The organism is Chryseobacterium sp. JJR-5R (assembly GCF_034047335.1).
GTDB lineage: Bacteria > Bacteroidota > Bacteroidia > Flavobacteriales > Weeksellaceae > Chryseobacterium.
This window is the reverse complement of the sequence record NZ_CP139137.1, coordinates 2,621,841-2,647,736: the sequence shown is the minus strand read 5'-3', so window position 1 is coordinate 2,647,736 and position 25,896 is coordinate 2,621,841. Positions and strand designations below refer to the sequence as shown.

Below are 25,896 nucleotides of genomic sequence, written 5' to 3'. Positions count from 1 at the left end.
CTCCTAAGCAAATAAGAATCAAAAATTAAATTTCTTCTGAATTTCCCAAGTGCTAGTTAATGGCAGACGTAATTTTGCGACATTTGTTGAACTATAATATGCATTATGACAATTATTTTTCAATATCAATTTTATTATTTTTAGCTATTTTAGCATTGTATGCATCTAACATTTTTTATCTTTGAGGATTAACATTAATGATACTAAATGTCAGAAGAACAAAGACGTCAGTTGCAACAGCAACTTTGGAATATAGCCAATACTTTAAGAGGAAAAATGGATGCCGACGAATTTCGGGATTATATTTTAGGATTTATTTTCTATAAATATCTGTCCGAGAAGATTCATTTTACAGCCAACAAAATTTTATTAGATTCTGGAGAAGACATTGACTATAATGACGTTGATGAAAATACTGAAGAAGGAAAAGAAATCGTTCAGGCAATTTATGAAGAGGTTGTAGAAGACTTAGGATATTTCTTAAAACCATCAGAACTTTTCAGTAATATTGCTAAAAAAGGTCATCAAAAAGAGGAGGGAAGATCTAATTTTATCCTTGCAGAACTTTCAAAGATTCTTACTAATATAGAACAGTCCACTTTAGGTACTGATAGTGAAGACGATTTTGATAATCTTTTTGAAGACCTGGATTTGACTTCTTCCAAATTAGGGAAAACAGAAGACGAGAAAAATACGTTGATTTCCAAAGTGTTGTATCATCTGGATGATATAGACTTCAATCTTTCTGATACCAATGCCGATGTTCTAGGCGACGCTTATGAATATCTGATTTCACAATTTGCCAGTGGTGCAGGTAAGAAAGCAGGGGAATTCTACACGCCTCAACAAGTTTCTACCATTCTGGCTAGAATCGTTACCAGCAGAAAATCCCAGTTGAAATCCGTATATGATCCAACTTGCGGAAGTGGTTCTTTGCTCCTTCGTGTTGCCCGTGAAGCAAAAGTAAGTGATTTCTACGGTCAGGAAATGAACCGAACCACTTATAACTTGGCGCGAATGAATATGATTCTACACGGTGTCAATTACAGTAATTTCGATATCAAACAGGAAGATACGCTTGAAAAACCTCAACACCTTGATAAAACTTTTGATGCTATTGTTGCTAATCCGCCCTTTTCTGCGAATTGGAGTAGTAATGAACTTTTATTGTTAGACGAGCGTTTCTCACAATATGGAAAATTAGCTCCAGCCTCCAAAGCAGATTTTGCTTTTATCCAGCATATGATTCATCATTTGGATGAGAACGGAATTATGGCAGTTGTAATGCCTCACGGAGTTTTGTTCCGTGGTGCAGCGGAATTGGTTATTCGTAAATATCTTATTAAAGAGAAAAATTATCTGGATGCTGTAATCGGTTTACCTGCCAATATTTTCTTTGGTACAAGCATTCCAACCTGTATACTGGTTTTCAAAAAATGCAGAGAGCAAGATGAAGATGTTCTGTTTGTGGATGCAAGCAAAGAATTTGAAAAACAAAAAAATCAAAATGTACTGCTTCCAAAACATATCAATAAAATTGTCGATATGTACCAGGAAAGAAAAGCAGAAGAAAAATTTTCCCATCTCGCCACCCTGCAGGAAATTGCTGACAATGATTACAATCTGAATATCCCTCGCTATGTCGATACTTTTGAGGAAGAAGAAGAAATCGACATTCAAGCGGTAATGGCGGAAATCAAACAATTGGAAGCCAAACGTGTCGAACTCGATAGTGAAATTGAAGTTTATTTAAAAGAATTAGGATTAGTAAGTTAAATTTTTTTGACTTTAGAATATCCTTAATTTTTATAGCAGTAACAATAAATTATCAAGATGACAGAAAAAAATAAAAGTATCAGAAATTTTCCAAATTATGGAAGTGTACCTAAGTTGAGGTTCTCAGAGTTTACTGAGGAATGGAAAGTGAAAAAATTAGGAGAGATTGGAGAAATAGTAAATGGATTAACGTATAATCCTGATAACATTGATGATAGCGGAATTTTAGTATTACGTTCTTCAAATGTTCAAAATAGGATTGTGACTTTAAAGGACAACGTTTTTGTCAAAACAGAAAAATTTAATCCAGTCAAAGAAAATGACATTTTGATATGTGTTAGAAATGGAAGTAAAAATCTTATAGGGAAAAATGCAATTATAAAAAAAGAGAATGAAGGATTAGCATTTGGAGCTTTTATGACAGTATTCAGAAGTCCTTATAATAAATTTGTTTTTCAGTGGTTTGATACAAAACAATATAAAGAAATTGTCAATAAAAATTTAGGTGCAACAATAAATTCTATTAATGGAAGTGATTTGAAGAAATTTAAAATTCCATTTCCTTCATATGAAGAACAACAAAAAATATCATCTTTACTTTCACTAATTGATGATAGAATAGAAGTATCAATGAAAATATTTAATAATCCGTGATTTCGTGCTCCTTCTTGAGCTATTTTCTCTATTTCATTGTTCTGAAAACCTGCATCAAAATATTGCTTCATAAATTCAGAATTAATATGGGAGTGAAATTTAAAACAAATGTATAAAGTTGAAACCACTCCTTTTTCGTATTTAATTAGTTTCTTGATAGCACCCATTGGATAGCCATTTGAATAACTTTTGTTGTACGCAAAATCATTTTTATTTAACACATAATAACCTGTTACATTTTTAGCAGATACAGATTTATTAAAAAATTCTAACTGACTAATTAAACCATACTGTGCAGAGATTGTTAGAACATTTTGATTATTATCTTTGTTTTTATTTGTTAATCTCATAGCTATTTCTCCTAATTTTTTTATTTCCCAATCTGGATAATCTTTGCTACTAATATCTTTAAATCTAATTTTCCGAGAAAATATCTTCTGTCTATAACTTTGGATTGAGGTTTGTAAATGTGAAATTATTTTCTTTTGGGTTTGGATACGGGAATCAATGAGAAATAAAAATGAAGATATTTTGTTTTGTTCAGCAATTGATGGAAGAGGCAACGAAATATCAGAAAAATATTTATAGCTTATCATTTTTCCATCTCTAATTCCTTCTAACTTTCGGTTAAGGTGAGTTATGTATTTTGACGTTTTTAAATAATATTTATAAAATATTCTATCAACAGTAATTATTGGTCGCAATATAATATAAGCTGGGCTACAAATTCCTTGATATTCCGAATATTCTATTCCACCTTGAAAAGACCTTAAACTAATTATAAAATCTCCTTTTTGTACAACTTTATAACTATCAACACTCTTGTCAGTTACTGAAATTTTGTAGTCTATTAGGTCTCTTGGTATTGCGCCGTATTCTTGTGTAATAGCAAGAATTGGTAAGTCAGAATTATGATTTTTATCCGATATATTTTGGAAAATCTCATTCCCAAATTTCATATCCCATTTTGGAAAATCGTCTCCATTATTAGCTTTAAATCGCAAATTTGGAAACCCAAAGATTAATAATTTCCAATCTTAAATTTTACAGAATTTTCTTCTCAAATCCTTTATTCATACCTTTTTTGATTTTTAATAATAATTTAAAATCAAAAAGAAAATTATGACGACACAAAAAACATTTGCTCAAATCGTGGAACTATGGAAAAAAGACAAACAACTTTATGTGAAAAAGTCTAGCTTTTCAGCTTACGTCCTTTTGCTGGAAAACCATTTGTTACCCAAATTTGCGGAAGTTAATAGTATAGAAGAAGAGGAAGTTCAGAAATTTGTTTTTCAAAAATTGGAACAGGGATTGAGCCAGAAAAGCATCAAAGATGTTCTCATCGTTTTGAAAATGGTAATGAAATTTGGGGCAAAATATAAATGGATTCAATACACTCCATTTGACATCCAATATCCAACAGTTCGGGAAAATCAGAGTATTGAAGTTCTGACCAGAACCCATCAGAAAAAAGTGATGAACTATATTCAGGAGCATTTTACATTCCGGAATCTGGGGGTTTATATTTGTCTTTGTTCTGGAATGCGGATTGGCGAAATCTGCGCACTCACTTGGGAAGATATTGATACGGATAACGGGATTATCAACATTAGAAAAACCATTCAGCGAATCTACATTATCGAAGATGGAAAACGCAGAACAGAATTGCTTCTCGATACACCAAAAACCAAGAACTCAATTCGAGAAGTTCCAATGAGCAGAGACCTTTTGCGAATGTTGAAGCCTTTTAAAAAGATTGTGAATCCTTTGTTTTTTGTTTTAACAAATGATTCTAAACCTACTGAGCCAAGAACTTACCGGAGCTATTATAAAAATCTGATGAAACAACTGGAAATTCCGGAAATTAAATTTCACGGATTGCGTCATAGTTTTGCTACCCGATGTATTGAAAGCAAATGTGATTATAAAACTGTGAGTGTCCTGCTGGGTCATTCCAATATCAGTACAACATTGAATCTTTATGTCCACCCAAATCTGGAACAAAAGAAAAAAGCGATTGACCAGATGTTTAAAGCACTAAAATAGTTGTTGTTATCATTGATTATTTCTTACATTTGGGAAAACTGAAACAACTTTGTCAGAACTGAAACTTCTGACAAAGTTTTTAACCAAAACTCAAAACCGAATGTCAAGTCAGCCGGAATATATTTTAGAGCAGAAATTAGTAGAACAATTACAACAGTTAGGTCACAAAAAAGTTACGATATGTAATGAGGCAGATCTTATTAAAAACCTAAAAACCCAGCTCAAAATTCATAATAAAAAACAATTTTCCAATAAAGAATTCGAGAAGATATTAAATCATCTTGCTAAAGGAAATGTTTTTGAAAAAGCTAAAATATTGCGTGACCGATTTCAGTTTACCAAAGATGATGGAACATCGGAATGGATTGAATTCATCAATCAGGAAAGCTGGTGTCAGAATCAATTCCAAGTCACAAATCAAATTGCTCAGGAAGGAGATTATAAAAACCGTTACGATGTCACGATTCTTGTCAACGGTTTACCTTTGGTTCAGATAGAGCTCAAACGCCGTGGTTTGGAAATGAAAGAGGCTTTCAATCAAATCAACCGTTATCATCATCAGTCATTTAATTCGGGAAAAGGTTTATTCAACTACGTTCAGTTGTTTGTCATTAGTAACGGGGTCAATACAAAGTATTATTCCAATAACGCCAAGCAGAGTTTTAAACAAACTTTCTTCTGGTCAGACGAGCACAATAATAATATCACACAACTTGAAGATTTTGCACAGGCATTTTTAGAGCCTTGTCACATTGCCAAAATGATTACGAAATATATCGTGCTGAATCAAACGTATAAAATTTTAATGGTTCTTCGACCGTACCAATATTATGCGGTAGAAAAAATTGTTGAAAGGGTTAGAAACACCGATAACAATGGATTTATTTGGCATACAACAGGCTCAGGGAAAACATTAACTTCTTTCAAAGCAAGTCAGATTTTGAAAGAAATTCCTAAAGTGGAAAAAGTTGTTTTCGTGGTAGACAGGAAAGATTTGGATTATCAGACGCAAAAAGAATTTGATGCTTTTGAAAAAGACAGCGTAGATGCTACAGAAAACACCGCACATCTTGTAAAACAACTTTCTGATAATACAAAACTCATTGTAACAACTTTACAAAAGCTGAATACCGCCATTACAAAAGAAAAGCACGGTAGAAAAATAGACCGTTTAAAAGACAAAAGAGTGGTATTCATTTTTGATGAGTGTCATAGAAGTCAGTTCGGAGAAACGCATCAAAATATTAAGAAATATTTCCAAAAAGCGCAAATGATTGGCTTTACCGGAACGCCAATTTCGGAAGTGAATTCGGTTGGAAAAATAAATGGAATTTCTGCCACTACAAATATGCTTTTCAAAGAATGTTTGCATAAATACGTCATTACAGATGCTATCAGAGATGAAAATGTTTTGAAATTCTCTGTAGAATATGTCGGCAGATACAAAGAAAAGGAAGGTAGTAATACTTACATAGATATGGAAGTTGAAGCTATTGATACTCAAGAATTACTAGCAAGTCCAAAGCGTCTGGAGAAAATCACCGATTACATTATAACCGAACATGATAGAAAAACCCATCAGAAAACATTCAATGCTATGTTCTGTGTGAGTAGCATAGATGTTTTGCAGAAATATTATGATCTTTTCCAAAAGAAGAAAGAAGAGGGAAAACACGATCTGAAAATTGCAACCATCTTCAGTTATGGAGCTAATGAAGAGAATAATGATGCAGACGGAAATTATCAGGAAGAAGAGGAGGTGTTTGGAATGGTTGCAGAACCTCGGGCAGAATACGGTTTTAATCACAGCCGAAATATTTTAGACAGGTATATTCGTCATTACAACGAAATGTTCGGAACTAATTTTTCTACTAAAGACAGTCAGACTTTTTATAACTATTACAACGATATTGCGAAAAGAGTAAGAAACAAAGAAGTTGATTTGATTATTGTAGTCAATATGTTTTTGACAGGATTTGACAGTCCGCAATTGAATACTTTGTTCGTAGATAAAAACCTGAAATACCACGGATTGATTCAGGCATTTTCAAGAACCAACAGAATTATCGGAGAGAAAAAATCGCAAGGAAATATCGTTTGTTTTCGCAATTTAAAATCTGCGACAGATGATGCCGTGACTTTATTTTCTAATAAAGAAGCCATACAGGAAATAATCATCCAACCCATTGAAAATTATATTGAACTTTTCACAAATTCTTTAGAAAAACTGAAACTGGTTGCACCCGAAATTCAAAGTGTAGACTCATACCAAACCGAACAGGAAAAGTTTGAATTTGTTACAGCGTTCCGAGAATTGATGCGTATTCTGAATGTTTTAAAATCCTTTACAGATTTTGATTTTGACCAATTGGAGATGACAGAATTTGAATTTGATGGATATAAAAGTAAATATCTTGATATCTGGACTGGAATTAAGGGAAAGAAAGAAGGTGGTGACAAAGTCAGCATTTTAGATGATGTTGATTTTGAATTAGAGCTCATCCACCGTGATGAAATCAATGTGAGCTATATACTTTCACTATTAGCAAATATTGCAGATATAAAAGGAACTAAACGGGAAGCCAAAATAAAAGAAATCCGCGAAATCCTATCCGGCGACGCCCAATTAAGAAGCAAAAAAGAACTGATTGAAAAATTCATAGACGAGAACTTGCCACATATTCCGGACGGCGATGCTGTAAGTGATGAATTTGATAATTTCTGGAACAAAGAAAGAACTGATGCCTTCGAAAAAATTGCCGAAGAAGAATCCCTGAACAAAGAAAAATTTCAAGAAACGATTGACAGCTTTCTTTTCACTTCCAAAATACCCAAAATGAGTGATGCCTTAAAACTCTTAGAAATAAAACCAAAACTGACGGAACGAAATAATATTGGAAAAAGAATTATCCAAAAAGTTCAGGATTTTGTGGATGTGTTTATTGATGGGGTGGCTTCGTAATCTTATTATGGTTTTCCGTAATTTTCAATGAGAGATACAGATTATTTTTGCTCATTGGAAAGATTCTTTCTAAATACTTTTTTGATTTCATTAAAAATTACAGACAAGTCAATGTTAATAAATTGACAGAATAATTTAAAACTAATAAATATGAATAAAATAGAACTAAAACCAATAAATGACTTATTGGGCGAATCTTTTTATGTTCCGTCCTACCAAAGAGGATATCGCTGGACAGAAACAGAAGTCAATGCACTTTTAAATGATATTTTAGAATTTTATACCAATAATAAAAATGCAGTTATAGAGCCTTTCTATTGTTTACAACCTTTGGTTGTTTCTAAAAAGAATGACCAATGGATTTTGATTGACGGACAGCAAAGATTAACTACGATTTTTTTAATATTAGATTGTTTAAAGCCGTTAAGAGAAATACTGGGGAAAGGAACATATTCTATCGAATATGAAACTCGAAAGAATAGTCAATCATTTCTGAAAAATATAGATTATGATAAAGAATATGACAATGTCGATTATTATCATATTTGTTTAGCCCGTAAAGCCATCGAAAAGTGGTTTTCAGAAAAAGATGGAGTTTATAAAAATCATATACTCCAAACCCTTACATCTCCATCAGAAGCAGGAATAAATGTACGAGTTATATGGTATGAAATAGATAATAAGAATGCTATTGAAATATTTACTAGAATAAATGTAGGCAAAATCCCACTCACAAATGCTGAGTTGATAAAAGCACTTTTTTTGAGAAAGCGTAATTTCCTTAGCAAAGATTCTAGCGAAGTTTTATTGAAACAAATTGAGATTGCCTCGCAATGGGATGTTATTGAAAATACGCTTCGAAACGATAATTTTTGGTATTTTATAAAGGACAATAATTCTCAGTATGATACACGTATAGAATACATCTTTGATGTAATAAAAAAGAAATCAAACTCTGATGAGGAATTGTTTACCTTCCTAAAATACAATGAAGAATTTGAAATGAGAAAAAATAATATTACAGAAATCTGGAAGGAAGTAATGGACTTGTTTTTACGTTTCAAAGAATGGTATAATTATCATAAACTTTATCACTTAGTGGGTTACGTTATAACCACAAAGATTATTTCAATTGAAAAATTAATCAATAAAAACACTAATTTGAAAAAGTCAGAATTTGAAAGTTATATAAAAGATAAGATTAAGAAACATTTCGAAAAGTATGACATTGATAGCTTAAATTATAATCAACATTCCACTACAATTAAACATCTACTGCTATTGTTCAATGTTGAGTATATTTTAAAGAATGATAAATCCAACCTGCGTTTTCCTTTTGATGAATATTTGAAAAATAATTGGGATTTAGAACATATCAGCTCTATCAATTCAGAGATGCCAAAGGAGAAGAATGCAAAATCTTGGATGATGGCTGTGTATGAATATTTTATTGGTACAAAGGTAACAGGCAATTACGAATTTAATGATGATACAACTTTAAGACTAATTAATGAAATCAAATCTTTACTTGAACAAGAAGATTTTAATTATGGAAAGTTTGAGGTGTTATTCAATAAAGTTTTGTCTTATTTCAAAGAAGATGAAATAGATGGAGATGTGAAAGACAGTATTGGGAATCTTTGTTTACTAGATGCTTATACCAATAGAGCCTATAAAAATGCAATATTTCCAGTTAAAAGAAAATGGATTTTAGAAAATGAAGCAAATGCTATGTTTGTTCCTTTATGTACAAAAAATGTTTTTGTGAAATACTATTCCAACAAGTTTGACCAAGTTATGTTTTGGCAACAGAATGATATAGAAGATTATCAAGAATGTATAAAATCAACATTGAAATTTTACCTTAATTAAAAAAAACAAAATGAAAACCGGAGAAAAACTTACGCTTACCGATATATTTACAACCAAAGATTTATCTGTTCAAATACCAATTATTCAAAGAGATTATGCACAAGGAAGAAACAATAAAAAAAGTATAAGAAATGAATTTTTAACTGTTTTATTTAACGCATTGCAAGACGAAAAAATAGTAGATTTAGATTTTGTATATGGATATTTAGAAAACGCTAAATTTATTCCATTAGATGGGCAACAACGTCTTACCACCCTTTTTTTATTGCACTATTATTTGGCAGTAAAGGATGAAAAATTTGATTCATTTAAAACAATTTTCCAACAAGAAAACTTATCTAAATTCACTTATAAAACGAGACACAGTTCAAGAAGCTTTTTTGATAATCTTACTTCTAACGGAGAGGTGATTTTAAATGACGATATAATTATTTCCAAATTATTAAAAGACCAAAAATGGTACTTTTATGAATGGGAAAATGACCCTACAGTTGCAGGTGCTCTTACTATGTTGGATGCTATTGAAGAAAAATTCAAAAACTCATCTGGATATTTTGAAAAACTTGTCAATAATAAATTAATCAGTTTTGAATTTCTCAATTTAGACGAATACAATCTTTCTGATGATCTTTATATCAAGATGAATGCTCGAGGTAAATCATTGACTTCTTTCGAGAATTTCAAAGCGAGATTTGAAAGCATTATTGAAAACGTGGATTCTGATTTAAGAAAAGAATTTGTAAATTCTATAGACACTACTTGGTGCGATTTATTTTGGGGGTTATCGAAAGAACATACTCCTGAGAAGCCTGCTGTTGATCAATTATTTTTAAACTATTTTAGTTTCATTACAGGACTTTTATTCAATAAGGATGAAGAGATTGCTTCGAATAATGAGTATGATTTTAATAATTTTGAAATCATAAGCTTAATTTATTCTTCAAAAGAAAATCTTAAATTTTTAATCGATTCGTTGAACTTAATTTCAGCTTCAAAAGATAATGTAAAAGAAATCAATTTATTTTTTGATAATATATTTACTAATGAAGCAGATAAAAATAAGGTCAATATTTTTGAAGAGGAAACTAATTTATTAACTAAACTTTTATTCAGCTTCAGTTCTATTACGCATTTAGATAGATTTTTATTGTACTCAATAATCGAGTTTCATTTAAAATTCGACTATCAAAAACTCACAATCAATAATGAAATTATTGAACTATCAAGATTAGTCAGAAATTTTGTTGTAGATATTAATCAAAAAGGAAATGATAATTCAAGAGATGACGTTGTTCCTAATATTCGTTTCTCTAATTACCCTGAAATTGTTGGTTTTATAGATAAAATCATCAGTGAAAAACCATTTGATCAATTTGATTATAATACATCAAGTTCAAGTTATAGAAAAGAATTTGTTCATAGAGAAATTGCAAAAATTAATTATATTAATCTGAATCCGCAGTTTAGAGAAGCTATCCAGTTGTTAGAGAATCATCCAAACTTAAAGGGAAATTTGTCAAGTTTTGATTTAATACTTCAGAGTAATTTGGATATTACCAACGTAGCAAACAATTTTGTGGAATTATGGAAAACTGTAGAAACAAATGATATTTTAAGATGTTTATTATCTTATGGTGATTATTCCGTTCATGTGGGAAAATGCTATTTTGGAGCTTTACGGTATTTTGGAAATAAAAATAAATGGGAAAGAATTTTTTATGCAAATGATAAACTTCCAACAATCCTTTTGGATTTATTTACCGATATCGAGAGCGTCAAACAAAAAACAGTTAAAACAGCACTTCAAAAACTTAAAAAGAAAGACGTAGATGAGGAATGGAGAAAACTATTTATAAACTATCCTAAAATGTTAATTTCAGACACTAATATTTATTCTTTTAGAGATGAAAAATATTATAAAATCGATGCTTTAGATAAATATACTTTAAGAGGATATCATACAAATTCTTTTGTAAATGCAGTTTTACACGATTCAAAACTTTTATCTAGCAATAAAATAAAAAATAATGGTTGGGAAGTAGACACTAATGAAAGTGTTATTCAGCTTAAGAATTCAGCATATATGACACCTGTTAATGACGGTTGGTTTATTAGTCATAGTACAAAAGACATTATGAACTCTTTAAACGGATTATCTTTTAAAGAACTTGATAAAAAAGGTATTTTAATTACTCCTTCAAAGAAAGAAAACATAATTGAAGTGGCAATTATATTTTTGAATAATTATTACAAATAAGACATATTCCAAAAAATAAATTTGACAAATTGCCAAAGCAAATTGCAAATCAAAAAACTTGTTTAAAATTTAGCAATTTTTACTTGCAAATCCGAACGAAAATTTCTACTTTTACTACGTAAAATTTTTATATTGGATTTTACCGCTTTTTGCAAATGCCCTATTTAAGGCCTTTCACAAGATGCTACAGCGAAATGCTTATCAATAAAAGGACGGGAAGAAGTTACAAAAACCCTCTCTCTCCGCTAATACAGGAAGAAGATCTCTTCAAAAGTATAATAACTTATAAATCCTGCAATTAAAAATTGCGGGATTTTATATTCCTGGCTATGACTGCTGAAATATCCAGAAATTTTCCCAATCTCTCCAGTTCCTGCAAGCACCTGAAATACGCAATCAAGCGTTCAGGTAAAAATACTATAAGGAATTCGGCATTATTTAACATTCTTCAAAATTATTAATTTTATTTTTCTCCCCAAGTTTGGGAACTGATCCAAAATAAGCTAAAACGCTGTAAAAATCAATGTTTACAGCGTTTTTTGTTTTACGTTATTAAAGGTTTAGAAATAAGTTGACAGCAAACCGGCCCTTAGCTTTTTAGTAAATACTATTTTGTCAAAAAAACCGGATTGAGCGTTCTTTGTTACCTGCCTGTTCTGCTGCAGGGAAAATTATACTTTCAATGGTATTTATTATTTCTTTTCCTTATAATTTTTAATAATGCTTACATTTTAACATATTCATATTTATAAATAATTTTATTGATCTGCTATTTTTTGTAAATTGCAGACAACCAATAACGTTTTATGAATATCAAACTAATACCATTTGAATTTACATCCGGAAATATTATTGAATTTAAAAATAATCTGGGAATCAACCCACTGATGCCGCTTGTACAATCTTCATATCATAACCAAGACCATATTGCAGTCAGTGCAAATATCTTCATTAATGCAGAAGTAAGCATCAGCCAGGATAATATCAGGATCATTCAGGATTCAGAAAATGAATTTCTTTTTTTTATTGAGTATAGTAAAGACAGTAAGCCCAATTCGGTAAAAATATTCAGAAATTACCGGCTGGATTTCATGATCAGCAATATCAATGCAGAAAATAATTATAACGAAATAATTGTTTACTTAAAGGATGATGATCCTACCTTATCGCGTGGGACAGTAACTACTGTGCAACATAACGTTTAATCGCGCATTTCCAATGCATAACATAAAATGCAATGTCAATAATTTGGTTAATAGGTTATTGATGGTTTTTGTTATTGCCTTTTTTCAGACAAAAGCGCAGAATAAAATTGATTTTCATATTAAAAAAATGGCCCATGAATTTTCAGAGAATACTGATTTTTACAAAGCAGCTGTTTTTTTCCTGAAGAAGCAAAATGATTCATCACTGATCTATTCTACAAGACAGCTCGAACGGACCAATTTAAATTCTGATGTAAAATATTTATGTCATTATTTCAGAGGTATAGCTTTTATGCAAAAAAGAATGTTTAAGGAAGCTGAAATTGAATTGAAGAATATTCCCGTTAGCTTTATAGGCTATTCCAAAACAGTGGGTTTACTTGGAGATATTGCTCTTGAGCAGAATAATTTCCATAAGGCAGTAAAATACTATCAGAAAATTATTAACAACGATCAGTTTAAGAAATCGGGAATAGACGAAAGCCGCATCATCCATAATTTAGGGGTATGTTACCTTCATTTAGGCGAATTTAAAAATGCCAGACAATTTCTTTTGGAGGGTTTGAAGCTGCACAGACAAAATAAAGACACAGCAATGATCATTGGATCTTATATGGATATTGGCGGACTTTATTATGAACAGTATATGGATAAAGAAGCCATTGCATATTACAATAAGGCATATCTGCTTTCAAAAAATACAAAAAATTATCTTATTAAGAAAAATGCAGCTTTTAACATGGCTGTTGTTGAGGAAAACAGAAAGAATTATATAACATCTCTAAAATACAGAAAAGAGTATGAAATATGGAATGATTCTCTGAATAACCAGACTGCAATATGGAATACTGCCCAGCTTGAGAAACAATTAGTTATAAAAGATAAACAAAATGAAGTTAACATATTAAAAGCGGCGAATAAAGTAAAGACATTTGAGAAAAACAGGATATTATACATCGCAGTCTTACTTTTTATCTTATTAACAGGGGGAACATATCTTTATATTGATAAGTCCAAAATAAATAAGGTGATTTTAAAGCAAAAATTAAAGCTGGATGAATCCAACACAACAAAAGATATGCTTTTCTCTGTGATCAGCCATGATCTGCGATCGTATATTAATTCAGTAAAGAGAATGCACTCGGCTATGTTGATCACCGCAGGAGCCCGGAATTTTGAACAGTTAAATGAACAGATAAGAACCAGTTCTTCCATAGTGGATTCAACCCACGGATTGCTGAATAATCTCCTGCACTGGGCACTCATGCAGACAGGCCAGTTGTATTTCCACAGAGAAGCCATCAGTATTTTTCAGATTATACAGCAGGTATCCTATAATTATAAAGTACTGATGGCCGAAAAAAATATTTTGTTTGAAAATACCGTATCCGAACGCACAAAAGTTTATGCAGATCAGGAATCTTTGAAGATAATTTTAAGGAATCTTCTGGACAATGCTATTAAATACACGGAATCAGGAGGAAAAGTAAGTATTTATGAAACCGAAATCCCTGACGGCAGGTATACCGTAACTGTTGAAGATACAGGTGTGGGAATGACCAGCGAAACAATAGATGAAGTTTTGAACAGTCCTGATAAGACAATCAACCAGCAGGATGGCAGAAGATCCACAGGGCTCGGCCTTCAGCTGTGTAAACTGATGACTGAGAAAAATTCAGGATCTCTGGATATAAAATCAGAAAAATATAAAGGAACACAGATTACATTTTCCTTGTTAAAGATATAAAATATGAAAAAGATAAATGTACTGATCGTTGAAGATTCTGAAGAAGACAGCCTTCTTCTCTCAGAGATTTTAACTGCCAATAATTATAATGTGGTTACTGCCTCCGGCTATGAGCAGGCGCTTCGGTGTTTTTACAATCAGGCTGTGGATATTCTGGTTTTGGATATTTTCATAGATGGTTATCCCGAAGGTATCAACCTTGCACAGACCATTAATATGAATCCCGAAACAGCGAAGCCTTTTGTCTTTCTTACCAACTCGTCTGACCGCCGGATTTTTGAAAAGGCCAAGATCACAAAACCATTCAGTTATCTGCTGAAACCCTTTAATGAACTTGAGATTTTATATGCCTTGGAAATAGCGGTGGAAAAGTTCTATACAAAAGATCAGGAAAGCAGTACACAGCAGGTTCCTATTCTGGCCGGCGACTCTGTATTTATTAAAAAAGGAAAAAGTCTCGGGAAGGTTTTATTTGAAGATATTGTGTACATAGAGGTAGAAGAAAGATACTGTAATATAGTTACAACAACTGAAAAATTTGTTATTCAGATTTCGCTGACCAAAATTATGCCTTTGTTGGATTCTCATAAATTCGTACGTACCCACCGGAACTACATTGCCAATTCCAATAAGATTCTTGAAATTATATTATCGGAAAATACGATTATTATGGAAGGGAATCATGTCATAACCCTCGGTAATAAATACAAGGACTTTCTAAATACCTATACGATACTGTAAAAAGGATTTTAAATAAAACACACTTGTGTGTTTTATTTAAATCTTATACCATTGTTTTCAATTTTCATGTCAGAAATTTTTTGTCCGGTGACATTGTAACCAAGATGTCATCGATATTCCTATACTTTTATTTCAGATTAATACAGGAGCATGATATTCTTATCGTTACCTTTTTATCTGCTGACAGATAAAGGTTTATGTAGGTTATACACCACTCCCGGTATTTTCATAGTTGCCTTATAGCAGTTTCTGAAATAACAGAGAAACCGAAGAAAATAAAAAATTTATATAATTCAAATATTAATAATTATGGAAACAATGGAAAAATTTACTGCCCAAAATGAGAATGGCAGAATTATTAAACTCAGTACAGAAGCAGAATGCTTAAATTATTTTAAGGAAGAGGATTTTAAGAAATTAAATGACAGTTTGCCAGGAAATCAAAAACTTACTGATTTTCTGCCTTTTTATGCTGAATTTACTGAAACAGATACCTTTGTGGTAGATCAGGATTTTGTCTACTCTGGAATTCCGCAAATAATTAACTGTAAAAATTTAGAGTTCAATGGCGGAAGTATAACTTCTTATGTTCAGCTGACGATTAATACCACTACCACTACGCTGACCACCCCAAGCAGCAAAAACAATTATCAGATCCTTGTAAGCGGATCTGCTGGCAAGGTTGGCGGAAACGGAGCGACCGGAGGTATGGGTGCCAATGGTACGGACGGACAATCCAAAAGTTGTGATGATGCCCAGGCAGGAACAGACGGTAAAACCGGTGATCCGGGGAATGATGGAACAGACGGACAAAACGGGGGAGCAACACCTGTTTCAAATTTTACATTAGGATCTATTCAACTTAACGGTTCTACGCTTTTCACCGTTCTTGCACAAGGTGGCAACGGTGGCAATGGCGGAACAGGAGGAACAGGCGGATCCGGTGGAACCGGCGGAAATGGCGGGAATGCAACAAGTACCGGATGTACATGTTATAATAACGGCGGAAACGGCGGAAACGGCGGGACCGGCGGAACGGGCGGAAAAGGGGGCAATGCCGGAAACGGAAGCAGTAACAATCAAACTATGACAATTACCCTGGCTACAAAAGCGGATAAAGGTTACCTGTCTGTAAATGCTGTTTCAGGAAGTGCAGGACAGCCGGGAGAAGGCGGCCAGGGAGGTTCAGGCGGCTCAGGAGGCTCAGGCGGCTCAGGAACAAAACACGGGCACTATGGCAGCAATGGTGCTAAAGGATCTACAGGCCCATTGGGTGGTAAAGGTGCCGGCGGTTCCAACGGAAGTATGCCGCAGATTACGGTTGTTACCAATTCTTAATCGCTTTCAAGGCCTGTGCTATGAAGAATTATGTTGATAATCTTATGAATACAGATCCTGAGCAGAAGGCGTTTAATTCCAATATTGATTTCGAATATATTCTTATCCCGACTGTAAAAGAAACCAAACAGTTTTTTGGCCCGATAACTTCGGAAGAGCGTACATGGCGGGATAAGATGTATTTCGATGCATTACTTAAGTCACCCCGCTCGAAACTGGGTATCGGTGAACATGACAGAGCGGAAGCGTATATTTTTGGGAACGGGATTTTTCCTGATGTGGATTCAGATGCTCATAAAAATCATTTTCCTGTTTCAGTAAAAGTAATGCGGATAGAAGAATTATTCATTCCTCCAGGTGAGACAGTTGACTTGACTGCGCATCCCGGTGAATTTCCATGGGATACCGGAGATTCAGAGATCTATCTGCACCTTACGGTAAAACGGTTAATTCTCAGCCGCCAAAGCAGGCTGGTAGTAAACGGAAATGTGTTTATCCTGAATTGTGAAGAAGCGGTTGCCCATGATCTGAACGGCGGATATGCAATAATAGAATTAGGTACTTCCGATTTCATACAGCAGTTGAGTTTTCCACGCTTAAGACCCGTAGATGAAGCGCTGAAGCCTGAAATAAACGGAGTAAACGGCGCTGATGGATTTTGCTTAAATGTTGAATCCACGCCACTGGGCCTGCGGGTTATTGATGGAGGCGAATCTCATCATGGATCTGACGGAACCGATGGCCGAAACGGATTAAAAGGCGGTAACGGCAGAAATGGCGCCATGCTTTTCTTATCAGACCTCAGATTTGGCAGATTCTCAGGTTTTAAGGCAAACAGCATCCATTTAAAAGCCTGTGCCGGAACCGGTTTTCCGGGATCCGACGGGTCTCAAGGCGGTAACGGCGGTAATGGCGGCAACGGTGCTGACGGATTATCAACGCCATTCGGTATTGCAAAAGGCTTTGCAGGAGGATCCGGCGGAAACGGCGGAAACGGAGGCAACGGCGGAAGAGGAGGCAGCGGAGGAATGTCCTGCGATATTTTTTTATCGCTCCCTTTTCAGAGTGCATATTTTTTTCAGGCAGTAACTTCTTGTTCGTCAGGCGGTAACGGTGGAAAAGGAGGTGCCGGAGGAAAAGGAGGCTATGCAGGCCTGCATGGTGATCTTTATGAAAATGAGGGCTCTGCAGAAGTGCAAAACGGAAAAAACGGACACCAGGGATTTGCCGGTGCTGACGGCAGGACAAGAGAGGCGCCCAAAATACATATTTATGAACGTAAATAAATGAAAATAAATTATCATGACTAACAATTTTTTTACCAAAGAAGAAATTTACGATATATTAGACAATTCAGGAAACAAAATCGGACTGGATCTCGTTACTTATAATATATTAAAAGTACTTGATACAAAAAATTTAAATTGTGCAAATACATATTCCGTAACAGTGAAGCACCGCATATTGGTAAGCGGTATAAACTGGAGCCCGAAAGAAAATTACCAGGCTGCAGGATTTAACAACTATCCTGTATTGATTAATATTCAGTCTGGTGTAACGGCAGTAAGCCAGACGGGGGCAGAGATCGTACTCAAAAGAATATTTCCGAAAACGATCAATGCAAATGTTGAGCAGAGCACTAATATCTCTACAGGAAGTTCCAGCTCTCAAACCAATCAGACATCATCCGGTTCCAGCTCATCAAATGTGAATACCTTCGGTGTTGATTTATCGGCCGGATGGTTTGTAGACGGCCCTGTGGCAAGCGTAGGCATAAATTATTCTCACAGTTGGGAGAATGGGACGTCCAGGTCGTCAGGCGTCTCAAATTCCGGTGCTACGAGCCGGCAGTCTGCATCAGGAAATGAGATGAGTGTAAAAGACTGGTCCGCATACTCATCAATACAGAATTTTAACAATTCCGATGGCTCTTTTATCGGTGAATTCATCCAGTGGAATTGGGGGCAAACGTACCCGTGGAGTATTTTTGAGTATAATGAAACAGCATCCGGTTCAGATATTCTGTTGCCTCAAAGTGTTGTGGCTAATCTGCTGTATTACGGCTCCGACAGTCAAAGTTCCGAAAGCAATATCCTTTTGCCGCCCAGTGATCTGTCTCTTTTCGGACTGGATTTTACAATGGCTTCGGAATGGCTGATTACGTTTCCTGAGAATTTAACGGCTGCTGAAACCCTTACATTTCAACATGATGTCAGTGTAACACAAGCATCCCATTCAATGACAGCTCCTGCAGGAGGGGGACAGGCAAAACTGATTGCTTCTGTCACCGGCGCTTACCAAAATGTTATGAAGCAAAGCACTCCGCTTCAGCTAAGCGGGTATGCGCTTGTTCCGTTATCTGATAATCAGACTACGGGGATAGGTTTTCAAAGCAATCTTTTTGATATCAGCCCAAGTACGCCGTCAACCGTATTCAAGATACGTTCCAGAGGAAATGACCTGTTGGTGACAGGCTCAGGGTTCTCTACGACAATGAATGCAGATTTTCCGGTTAAATATCAAGGGGCCGGCGCAACACTGAATATAGCGTTTAAAGTAGCAGATATTAACACACAGTACTCTTTCATTTTAAAACACTGGAAAGGTAATAACAGCGGGGATATTATGTTGTCCTGCCTGATAAACGGCAATCAGACCACTATTAACGTAACTGACACTGAGGGGCAGGGATCCCTGAATAATGTCAGCCAGCTTGATCTTAGAAATTTTGATTTGAAGTCTGCCAATTTCCATGATTATTTAGTATTGGGATGGAATGAAATTACCATTACGGTAAAACCCCAGGATAATTCAGTTGCTTGCCAATATGTCTTACTGGCTTTATCTGTAGAAGGATAACCTTAACCAATTGGTGAATCTATCATAAATAGATAAAGTTATGGGACTTAAAAGGGCTAGAGAATATGACAGCGATGAAGATTTAGAAATTTCGAACCCGAGAAAAAGGGTGAAATTATCTGAAGAAAACAACAGCCATATTTCTGAAACGCTCCGGAGCAAACCGAAGCCCAGATTAAAGCGGTCAAATAGTATAGGGCCGGATGGAAACCGTTTATCGATTTCTGACAGGTTAACTGTAAATACCGGTTTGAAAAAGGAGAGTATGAAAGATTACAGTGTAATGGCTGTTTTTTCCAGGGAAGCTTTCGAAAGTTTTGCAAGAGAGTGGAAATCTAAAATGAACGCGGATACTTTAGATCTTGCCACTGCAAAATCAAGAAAAGGGGTAAGCAGTACGGATGTTAAAAAAATGCTCTCCCTGCAGTCAAAAACTGTTTTGGGTACAGATTTCCAGGCCCAGGTTCAGGCATTGCTGGAAAATAAGACAAATCCGCATGTCATTGCCGTAATTGAAGGGAAGCAGGAAATGCCGTCTTTGTCCATCAAGACTAAGGTTGATACGAAGGATGTTGATGTTCCGTATACACGTGTAAAATACGTACAGGGAAGAAATGCCAAAGGAAGTTCAGATAACAAGCAAAGTATGAGTGTATATATCAGGGATGATATGATGAAAGTTTACAGCGTTTCAGAAGAATCAGTAACGCATCTGAACGGTAAAACAATTAATGCACTCGGTATAAATTATACTACTGAAGATGGAACAAAGTACAGGTCGCTAGCGGTTCATATACCTAATGAATTTATAGGAACTGTAACGAAAAATAACAGTACACATCAATCGTTTGTTAATTATGCTGCAGAACAGGGGAAATCTGCAAGCCCGGTTGTGGTAACAAGTTATTTCGGAGACACTAATTATTCTTCACCTATGGATAAGTATTCATCACCTTCTATGGGTGGGTATCTCCCGGATGGTAGTGCTTTGCATCCCCAGAGCAGCGGAGCACAGAAAGAAACGCATTTTATGCAGAGTGTCCCTCTCAGTGATGGCAAGAGTAAGCACAGTGTACTTCAGCCGTCTACGCTGAACTATGTTTTTACCAATCCCGATGATGCAAACCGGGAAGCGATGGATCATCCCAGCGTAATGCAGTATGTTGCCCACGATAGTGAGCTGGCAGGGAGGACTGACAACAAGCTGCTGAGTCCTCTGGAGTATGAGTAGCTTCTGTAAGAAAATTTAGATCCTCTGAACTGGCAGTTATTTAATAATTAAGACGATAAAAACAAAACCTGTAAAATCATCGATTTTACAGGTTTTGTTTTTGAACAATGTGTATTTTCCTGATCTAACTCAATAGATCACAAGGAGCTACACAGATTATCCACGGGCATCTTTTGATTCCCGGAGGCGGACAGCATGCCTGGGAGCAGCTTAATGCGCCACCATTGATATGCTTCAAATGGTCTCTTGAAACTTTTTTTAAATTTTTCATAATAATAAATGATTGGTTAAACTTAAAATCAAGGCTGGTTTCCGCCGCCGCATCCGTCATAAGGCATGCATTGCCATTTTCCTTTAATTAAACACAGCTGGCCGCCCGGGCAGTTAATACCTCCCTTGATGGCTTTCATTTCCTGTCTGTTGACTTTTTTTAAATTTTTCATAACAATAGGATTTGGTTCTCTCCGAAATTAATAATTTTTCACCGATTAAAGCTGACTATTCTGATAAATATTTTATTATCAATGGGTTGTGTGCTTTTGAATTTGCTTTAGGCTGCATGGCCAGAGGGTTGAACAGTGTTTTGGATATTTGAAAAATTTAGTCCATTCCAGTTATTGTCTCTTTACAGCAGCAGGGTCTGTCTTTCAATCAATTAAAAGTTGACGTACTAAAAGTAAAAAGATTTTTGTAATGCCTTTCATGTTCAGAAGATCGATGTTTTAGGATTCTGTCTTATTCAGCAAGAAGGTATATTCTTGGAAGAGTTTACAATAAATATAAGGGATAACCACTTTAGCAAAATTTTCAAAAAAATTAATTTCACAAAAAAAACCTGCCGAATGGCAGGTTTTGTAATATGGTCTGGATTTTAATATACTATACTATGGTTTCGAAATAAGTTTACCACTTTGCTGTATACCTGTTTTGCCTTTTATCTGATAAAAATAGATGCCGGCAGGAAGGTTCATATCCAGGATATTGGTCTTGCTTGTCAGATGGGTTTCTAAGACTCTTGATCCTGCAGCATTAAAAATTATAAGGTCTGATTTCGTTTCCGCATCATCTAAGACGATATGCAGGACTGATGAAAATGGATTCGGATAGACCTTGGCAACGTAATCTTTAGCATGGGCGGAAACGGTGCCCAGTGTAGATGTACATCCGGCGGTCATCTGTGCATTGATACCGGAGGTGGCAACAGCGCCGCTCGTACTCAGGATACGTCCTTCGATCACGGTTCCAGTATTCAGGTTAACTGCACCGTTATTACCGACCACTGTTCCCTTAAAGCTGGAATAATCATTAAGGTTGATGGCTCCGTCTACCTTCCAGAAAACATTTTTTGCCTGTGCGCCGTTCTGTAATACTACAGAAGCATATGTACTGGTTGATAAAGCTCCGTTAATTTTAATTACAAATACGGCATCCGGGTTATTCTGGGCATTTAAAATTACTGTTCCGTTAAGAACGGTAGCGGCATTCATCAGGTACGTATGCGGGGTAAGCACAAGGTTCTGCCCGAATGCGGCCGGATAAAGCAATTCAATATCCGTAGGAAGCGTATTGAGATACGTATAGACATTGTTAAGGTCTGCGGCACCTGCTGCCGTAGAGGTATCAGGGCTTGAATGGATGGTACCTGTTACATTGTTGGCATCAAATCCGGTGGTAAGCCCTGCATTTGAACCGATGTCTCCCGTTACAAAAGAAATCCCGGTATTGGTAACTGTTCCGTTTCCTGTGAACACGGTATAGCAGGCTATGGTATTTAAAACCGGTTTGGCAGGTCCTGTCAGGACCGGAGATCCACATCCAAGCGGCCTCGTTACCGTGACGCCTGATACCGTTATTGCACCTGTTGTTGAAAGGGCCCGCCCTTCAAGTGATACTCCGCTGTTAAGGACTATGGCGGCATTGTTTGCAATTACCGTCCCTTTCATTGCGGTATTGGCTGCAAGATCTACAAGGCCTTCTATCTTCCAGAATACGTTGCAGGCCAATGCTCCGTTGGTAAGCTGTACCTGTGCGCCTGCGGCAGAGGAGAATGCACCCTGGATTTTAAAAATAAAGACTGAATTCGCATTTCCGCCTCCGTCGAGGATCAGATTGTTATTTAAAGCAGCACTCTGCCCGATGGCATATGTTCCTGCAGTCAGTGTCTGTCCGTTCCCTAAAAGCGGTGCAGGAAAGAAATTGGGAATAGCCGCATTTAGCTGGTTGTAGGCAATGGTTAAATCCGCCGCTGCGCTGGCTGCAGAACCGTCGGCATCATGCATGACACCGTCAACGTTTCCAAAGTTAGTACTGGCCCCATTGTTTGTGCCGACATTTCCGGTGAGGTGAGAGAGTCCTGTATTGCTGACGGCTCCGTTTGTTGAAAAAAGTGCGAAATTCGATACTGCACCAAGTACGGGTGCCTGACCCATCGCATGTGAATTAAAGCACATAAAGGTAACCAGGGCTACCAGATGTAAAAATTTTCTCATTGTTTTAATATAAAGCTGAAAATTAATTATTCCAACTTGAGTGTATTATGCTAAAATCATACCATAAAATTTTTATTTTTGCATTTTTAATAATGAAATTAATTTATTATTAAAATATAATAAATATTTTAATTATTTAATTAAGAAAAATATAATGAATAAAACAATGATAAAGCATGAAGAGTCAATGGATGAAGCCAGAGCTTCAGGAACTGGGTTTGCGCACGTACAATCTTTAATAGATTATTTAAGGTAAAAGGTAAATTCCATTCTCCGAATACAAGGCACAGCTTATTTATAAGGCATTGCCATTTCCAGAAGATGGGCACGGAACGTAAAACAGGTCTGCTGTTCGTTTGACGTCACCGTTAATGTGCCGTTGTGAGCCTTCGCTATTTCAGAAGCAATATACAGTCCCAGGCCCAATCCGTTCTGGCTCTTCTGTTTACCTTCCCGGCGGAACGGATGGAAAAGATGCGGCAATGCTTCTTTCGGGACCGGCTTTCCCTGATTGGTTACAGAAATTTCCCATATATCTTCCGTTACCGCAGCCTGTATAAGTATAGGGGTGACAGGTGAACCATGGATGATGGCATTGGCCAGCAGGTTGGAGGCCATTTGGGATAAACGTCCGGGATCGCATATGACCTTCTGCGTGATATTGAAATCCGATTCGATGCTTCTTTCCGGCCATACCACTTTTAATTCATCACTCACCTGGTTAAGCAACTGTTCAAGGTCTGTTTCAACCGGGCTGACAGGAAAGCCGCCGCCAAGCCGCCCGCGTGCCAGATCCATGATGTCGTTAATCATATTATGCATCCTTTTTGATCCTGTCTGGATTAATTTGACGAGTTTTTCTTCACGCGCCCCCAAATCGGATCTTGCCACCAGTTGTGCTGCGCTCATAACGCCGCCGAGCGGGTTCCGGAGGTCATGTCCCAGAACGGCAATAAACTGTTCACGGATCAGGGCATTCTGCTGTTCCATTTCCAGATTGGCTTCCGCAAGCTGTTTGGCAGTCTGCAGGTTTTCTTCGTACAGACGGCGGTCTGACGCACGGAAAACTGTAAATCGGATAAAGAGTGGCTGATCATTATCATCTTTCCTTTCATAGCCGTTTATATAAACAGGCATTTTTCCGTTCCCTGAATCTGCCAGTTCAAGGGCAACCTCATCAAAATACCCCTGCATCCGCAATAAGGGCCAAAGATGCGTTTCAAAATAAATTTTACCACCCACAGCCAGGATATCAGAAAAGCGTTTCCCCGATAATTCTTCAGGTACCGTATTGAGCCAGCCGGCTGCCCGCCTGTTGATCCTCGCAATTTTCCCTTCCCTGTCTGTTATGACAAAGCCACACAGCGAGGACTCGAAAAAATCTTCAAAATCTTCGGCAGAAGGAGGGAGAGGAAGTTTATTGTTCATATAAATAATTTTTTATTGCTGAAACGGTTTCTTCAGGAGCGCTCAAATTCGGGCAGTGTCCGGTAGCATCCATGATAACCAGCGTACTGTCAGGTATGTGTTCATGCATATAACAGCCCACTTCTTCCGGTGCAATTACATCATTGCTGCACTGCAGGATTAGAACGGGAATGTCAGTCTGCGGCAGGATATGGCGTTTGTCGGTAAGAAAAGTGGTTCGGGCAAACTGCCTGGCAATTTCAGGATCAGTCTTACAGAAGCTGTTTGTGAGTTCTTCCCCAAGTTCTTTTCTGTCCGGGTTTCCCATAATGACCGGTGCAATTGACATTGACCAGCCCAGGTGGTTATTGTCCATTGATTCCAGCAGCTCATTGATTTCCGATCTGCTGAACCCGCCGGTATAGCCGTCCTGATTGATATACGAAGGCGAGGGGCTGACCAGAATCAGTGTTTTAAAAATATCCGGTGCTATATCCGCTGCCATAAGTCCCATGACAGCACTTACGGAATGCCCTACAAAAATACCGTTTTTAATATCCAGTTCGCGGGCAATTTCCACAATATCTTCAGCATAGCCTTCAAGATTATTGTATTTTTTAAAAGAATAGGCTGAAATATCTGAATTTCCTGCCCCTACATGATCAAAAAGAACTGTCCTGTAACTGCTCTCGAAAGCAGGGTAAACATACCGCCACATATTCTGGTCACAGCCGAAACCATGGGCAAACATTATTACAGTATCACCGGTCCCGCTTACCATGACATGGTTTCTCTTAAGTATACTCATAAAAGGCTGCTTTTTACAAATATAGTTCATTATTACTGAGGAACGTGCTCTGTCATAATAAATTCACAAACAGTACTTAATCCATAATAATTAGGTAGTCTTACTAATAATTTGTTGTATTTTTAAACATTCATCATTTTTATCTTGACATAAAACAGGTACTCATAATATTTTGTATGGAAAAACAGTTTGGTGACATACCAAAAGTCAGTTTAAATAGATCTTACAGAGTAATTTCTGCTGATCTATCAAAGAAACGTAAGACTCTGCAGGATTGCCATGATCTGCAGGAATGAAATTAAAATTGATCTTAAATTTTTTCTGCTCTGCCGAATCTTATTTGACATTAATTTATTATGGCTTGGGTGTTACATAGCTTCCAGGCGAGTTCTGATCCTTCTGACTATGAATCGGAATAAGATCATATCGTTGAACTTTTTACCAAATGGTAAATATTCCCATATCCGTAAGTCCTAGCTTTGTTCAGGAATTTAAAATCAA

At 36.0% G+C, this 25,896-nt stretch carries 18 protein-coding genes and 1 pseudogene; 13 read left to right on the top strand and 6 right to left on the bottom strand.

From position 1 onward, the window contains the following. Positions 1-207 precede the first annotated feature (207 nt). Together SD427_RS11655 and SD427_RS11650 are read left to right on the top strand one after the other, a co-directional pair. Complete coding sequence (locus SD427_RS11655; RefSeq protein ID WP_320557971.1) at positions 208-1,776, top strand: type I restriction-modification system subunit M; 1,569 nt, start codon at positions 208-210, stop codon at positions 1,774-1,776. A gap of 57 nt (positions 1,777-1,833) precedes the next feature. Beyond that, positions 1,834-2,343 (top strand): annotated as a pseudogene (locus tag SD427_RS11650) (restriction endonuclease subunit S); the annotation flags it as partial. Here SD427_RS11650 and SD427_RS11645 read toward each other — a convergent pair. Further along, entirely contained in the window at positions 2,232-3,389 is a 1,158-nt protein-coding gene (locus tag SD427_RS11645) for a restriction endonuclease subunit S (protein WP_320557970.1), read from the bottom strand. The pseudogene SD427_RS11650 and the gene SD427_RS11645 overlap by 112 nt on opposite strands. 163 nt (positions 3,390-3,552) lie before the next feature. On the opposite strand from SD427_RS11645, the gene SD427_RS11640 reads away from it, so the two are divergent. The 11 genes from SD427_RS11640 to SD427_RS11590 all read left to right on the top strand — a co-directional run bounded on the left by SD427_RS11640 (position 3,553) and on the right by SD427_RS11590 (position 20,691). Next, complete coding sequence (locus tag SD427_RS11640; protein WP_320557969.1) at positions 3,553-4,479, top strand: tyrosine-type recombinase/integrase; 927 nt, start codon at positions 3,553-3,555, stop codon at positions 4,477-4,479. 100 nt (positions 4,480-4,579) lie between these two features. After that, positions 4,580-7,441, top strand: a complete 2,862-nt coding sequence (locus SD427_RS11635) for a type I restriction endonuclease subunit R (RefSeq protein WP_320557968.1) — start codon at positions 4,580-4,582, stop codon at positions 7,439-7,441. A gap of 150 nt (positions 7,442-7,591) precedes the next feature. Continuing rightward, positions 7,592-9,313 (top strand): DUF262 domain-containing protein, encoded by a 1,722-nt coding sequence (locus SD427_RS11630; protein ID WP_320557967.1) that lies wholly within the window; start codon positions 7,592-7,594, stop codon positions 9,311-9,313. 10 nt (positions 9,314-9,323) lie between these two features. Then, positions 9,324-11,570, top strand: coding sequence for a DUF262 domain-containing protein (locus SD427_RS11625; protein ID WP_320557966.1), 2,247 nt, complete (start codon positions 9,324-9,326; stop codon positions 11,568-11,570). Between the two features lie 806 nt (positions 11,571-12,376). Then, positions 12,377-12,775: a hypothetical protein gene (locus SD427_RS11620; protein ID WP_320557965.1), complete on the top strand. Its 399-nt coding sequence runs from the start codon at positions 12,377-12,379 to the stop codon at positions 12,773-12,775. A gap of 61 nt (positions 12,776-12,836) precedes the next feature. Further along, on the top strand, positions 12,837-14,522 hold the full coding sequence (locus tag SD427_RS11615; RefSeq protein ID WP_320557964.1) for an ATP-binding protein: 1,686 nt from the start codon (positions 12,837-12,839) through the stop codon (positions 14,520-14,522). Between the two features lie 3 nt (positions 14,523-14,525). Continuing rightward, a complete protein-coding gene (locus SD427_RS11610; protein WP_320557963.1) occupies positions 14,526-15,263 on the top strand; it encodes a response regulator transcription factor in 738 nt (245 codons plus the stop codon). A 318-nt stretch (positions 15,264-15,581) separates the two neighbouring features. Then, positions 15,582-16,601 (top strand): hypothetical protein, encoded by a 1,020-nt coding sequence (locus tag SD427_RS11605; RefSeq protein ID WP_320557962.1) that lies wholly within the window; start codon positions 15,582-15,584, stop codon positions 16,599-16,601. Positions 16,602-16,621: 20 nt separating this feature from the next. Beyond that, positions 16,622-17,887 (top strand): hypothetical protein, encoded by a 1,266-nt coding sequence (locus SD427_RS11600; RefSeq protein WP_320557961.1) that lies wholly within the window; start codon positions 16,622-16,624, stop codon positions 17,885-17,887. 16 nt (positions 17,888-17,903) lie between these two features. Continuing rightward, on the top strand, positions 17,904-19,460 hold the full coding sequence (locus tag SD427_RS11595; protein ID WP_320557960.1) for a hypothetical protein: 1,557 nt from the start codon (positions 17,904-17,906) through the stop codon (positions 19,458-19,460). Positions 19,461-19,500: 40 nt separating this feature from the next. Continuing rightward, on the top strand, positions 19,501-20,691 hold the full coding sequence (locus tag SD427_RS11590; RefSeq protein ID WP_320557959.1) for a hypothetical protein: 1,191 nt from the start codon (positions 19,501-19,503) through the stop codon (positions 20,689-20,691). 124 nt (positions 20,692-20,815) lie between these two features. Here SD427_RS11590 and SD427_RS19085 read toward each other — a convergent pair whose 3' ends face one another. The 5 genes from SD427_RS19085 to SD427_RS11570 all read right to left on the bottom strand — a co-directional run bounded on the left by SD427_RS19085 (position 20,816) and on the right by SD427_RS11570 (position 25,395). Continuing rightward, on the bottom strand, positions 20,816-20,962 hold the full coding sequence (locus SD427_RS19085; protein WP_414017690.1) for a bacteriocin-like protein: 147 nt from the start codon (positions 20,960-20,962) through the stop codon (positions 20,816-20,818). Positions 20,963-20,990: 28 nt separating this feature from the next. Further along, positions 20,991-21,134, bottom strand: a complete 144-nt coding sequence (locus tag SD427_RS11585; protein WP_157844669.1) for a bacteriocin-like protein — start codon at positions 21,132-21,134, stop codon at positions 20,991-20,993. A 441-nt stretch (positions 21,135-21,575) separates the two neighbouring features. Continuing rightward, positions 21,576-23,180 (bottom strand): ice-binding family protein, encoded by a 1,605-nt coding sequence (locus tag SD427_RS11580; RefSeq protein ID WP_320557958.1) that lies wholly within the window; start codon positions 23,178-23,180, stop codon positions 21,576-21,578. 291 nt (positions 23,181-23,471) lie between these two features. Next, the gene (locus SD427_RS11575) at positions 23,472-24,608 is read right to left on the bottom strand and encodes a PAS domain-containing sensor histidine kinase (protein WP_320557956.1); all 1,137 of its coding nucleotides are present in this window, start codon (positions 24,606-24,608) and stop codon (positions 23,472-23,474) included. Continuing rightward, positions 24,598-25,395 carry an alpha/beta hydrolase gene (locus SD427_RS11570; protein WP_320557955.1) on the bottom strand — a complete coding sequence of 266 codons (798 nt, stop codon included), beginning with the start codon at positions 25,393-25,395 and terminating at the stop codon, positions 24,598-24,600. Before SD427_RS11570 ends, SD427_RS11575 begins: the two co-directional genes overlap by 11 nt. Between the last annotated feature and the right edge of the window lie 501 nt (positions 25,396-25,896).

Excerpts from the sequence above, each read along its gene's own strand:
- SD427_RS11655 (WP_320557971.1), top strand. The coding sequence starts at position 208 with ATGTCAGAAGAACAAAGACGTCAGTTGCAACAGCAACTTTGGAATATA.
- SD427_RS11645 (WP_320557970.1), bottom strand. The coding sequence starts at position 3,389 with ATGAAATTTGGGAATGAGATTTTCCAAAATATATCGGATAAAAATCAT.
- SD427_RS11640 (WP_320557969.1), top strand. The coding sequence starts at position 3,553 with ATGACGACACAAAAAACATTTGCTCAAATCGTGGAACTATGGAAAAAA.
- SD427_RS11635 (WP_320557968.1), top strand. The coding sequence starts at position 4,580 with ATGTCAAGTCAGCCGGAATATATTTTAGAGCAGAAATTAGTAGAACAA.
- SD427_RS11630 (WP_320557967.1), top strand. The coding sequence starts at position 7,592 with ATGAATAAAATAGAACTAAAACCAATAAATGACTTATTGGGCGAATCT.
- SD427_RS11625 (WP_320557966.1), top strand. The coding sequence starts at position 9,324 with ATGAAAACCGGAGAAAAACTTACGCTTACCGATATATTTACAACCAAA.
- SD427_RS11620 (WP_320557965.1), top strand. The coding sequence starts at position 12,377 with ATGAATATCAAACTAATACCATTTGAATTTACATCCGGAAATATTATT.
- SD427_RS11615 (WP_320557964.1), top strand. The coding sequence starts at position 12,837 with ATGGTTTTTGTTATTGCCTTTTTTCAGACAAAAGCGCAGAATAAAATT.
- SD427_RS11610 (WP_320557963.1), top strand. The coding sequence starts at position 14,526 with ATGAAAAAGATAAATGTACTGATCGTTGAAGATTCTGAAGAAGACAGC.
- SD427_RS11605 (WP_320557962.1), top strand. The coding sequence starts at position 15,582 with ATGGAAAAATTTACTGCCCAAAATGAGAATGGCAGAATTATTAAACTC.
- SD427_RS11600 (WP_320557961.1), top strand. The coding sequence starts at position 16,622 with ATGAAGAATTATGTTGATAATCTTATGAATACAGATCCTGAGCAGAAG.
- SD427_RS11595 (WP_320557960.1), top strand. The coding sequence starts at position 17,904 with ATGACTAACAATTTTTTTACCAAAGAAGAAATTTACGATATATTAGAC.
- SD427_RS11590 (WP_320557959.1), top strand. The coding sequence starts at position 19,501 with ATGGGACTTAAAAGGGCTAGAGAATATGACAGCGATGAAGATTTAGAA.
- SD427_RS19085 (WP_414017690.1), bottom strand. The coding sequence starts at position 20,962 with ATGAAAAATTTAAAAAAAGTTTCAAGAGACCATTTGAAGCATATCAAT.
- SD427_RS11585 (WP_157844669.1), bottom strand. The coding sequence starts at position 21,134 with ATGAAAAATTTAAAAAAAGTCAACAGACAGGAAATGAAAGCCATCAAG.
- SD427_RS11580 (WP_320557958.1), bottom strand. The coding sequence starts at position 23,180 with ATGAGAAAATTTTTACATCTGGTAGCCCTGGTTACCTTTATGTGCTTT.
- SD427_RS11575 (WP_320557956.1), bottom strand. The coding sequence starts at position 24,608 with ATGAACAATAAACTTCCTCTCCCTCCTTCTGCCGAAGATTTTGAAGAT.
- SD427_RS11570 (WP_320557955.1), bottom strand. The coding sequence starts at position 25,395 with ATGAGTATACTTAAGAGAAACCATGTCATGGTAAGCGGGACCGGTGAT.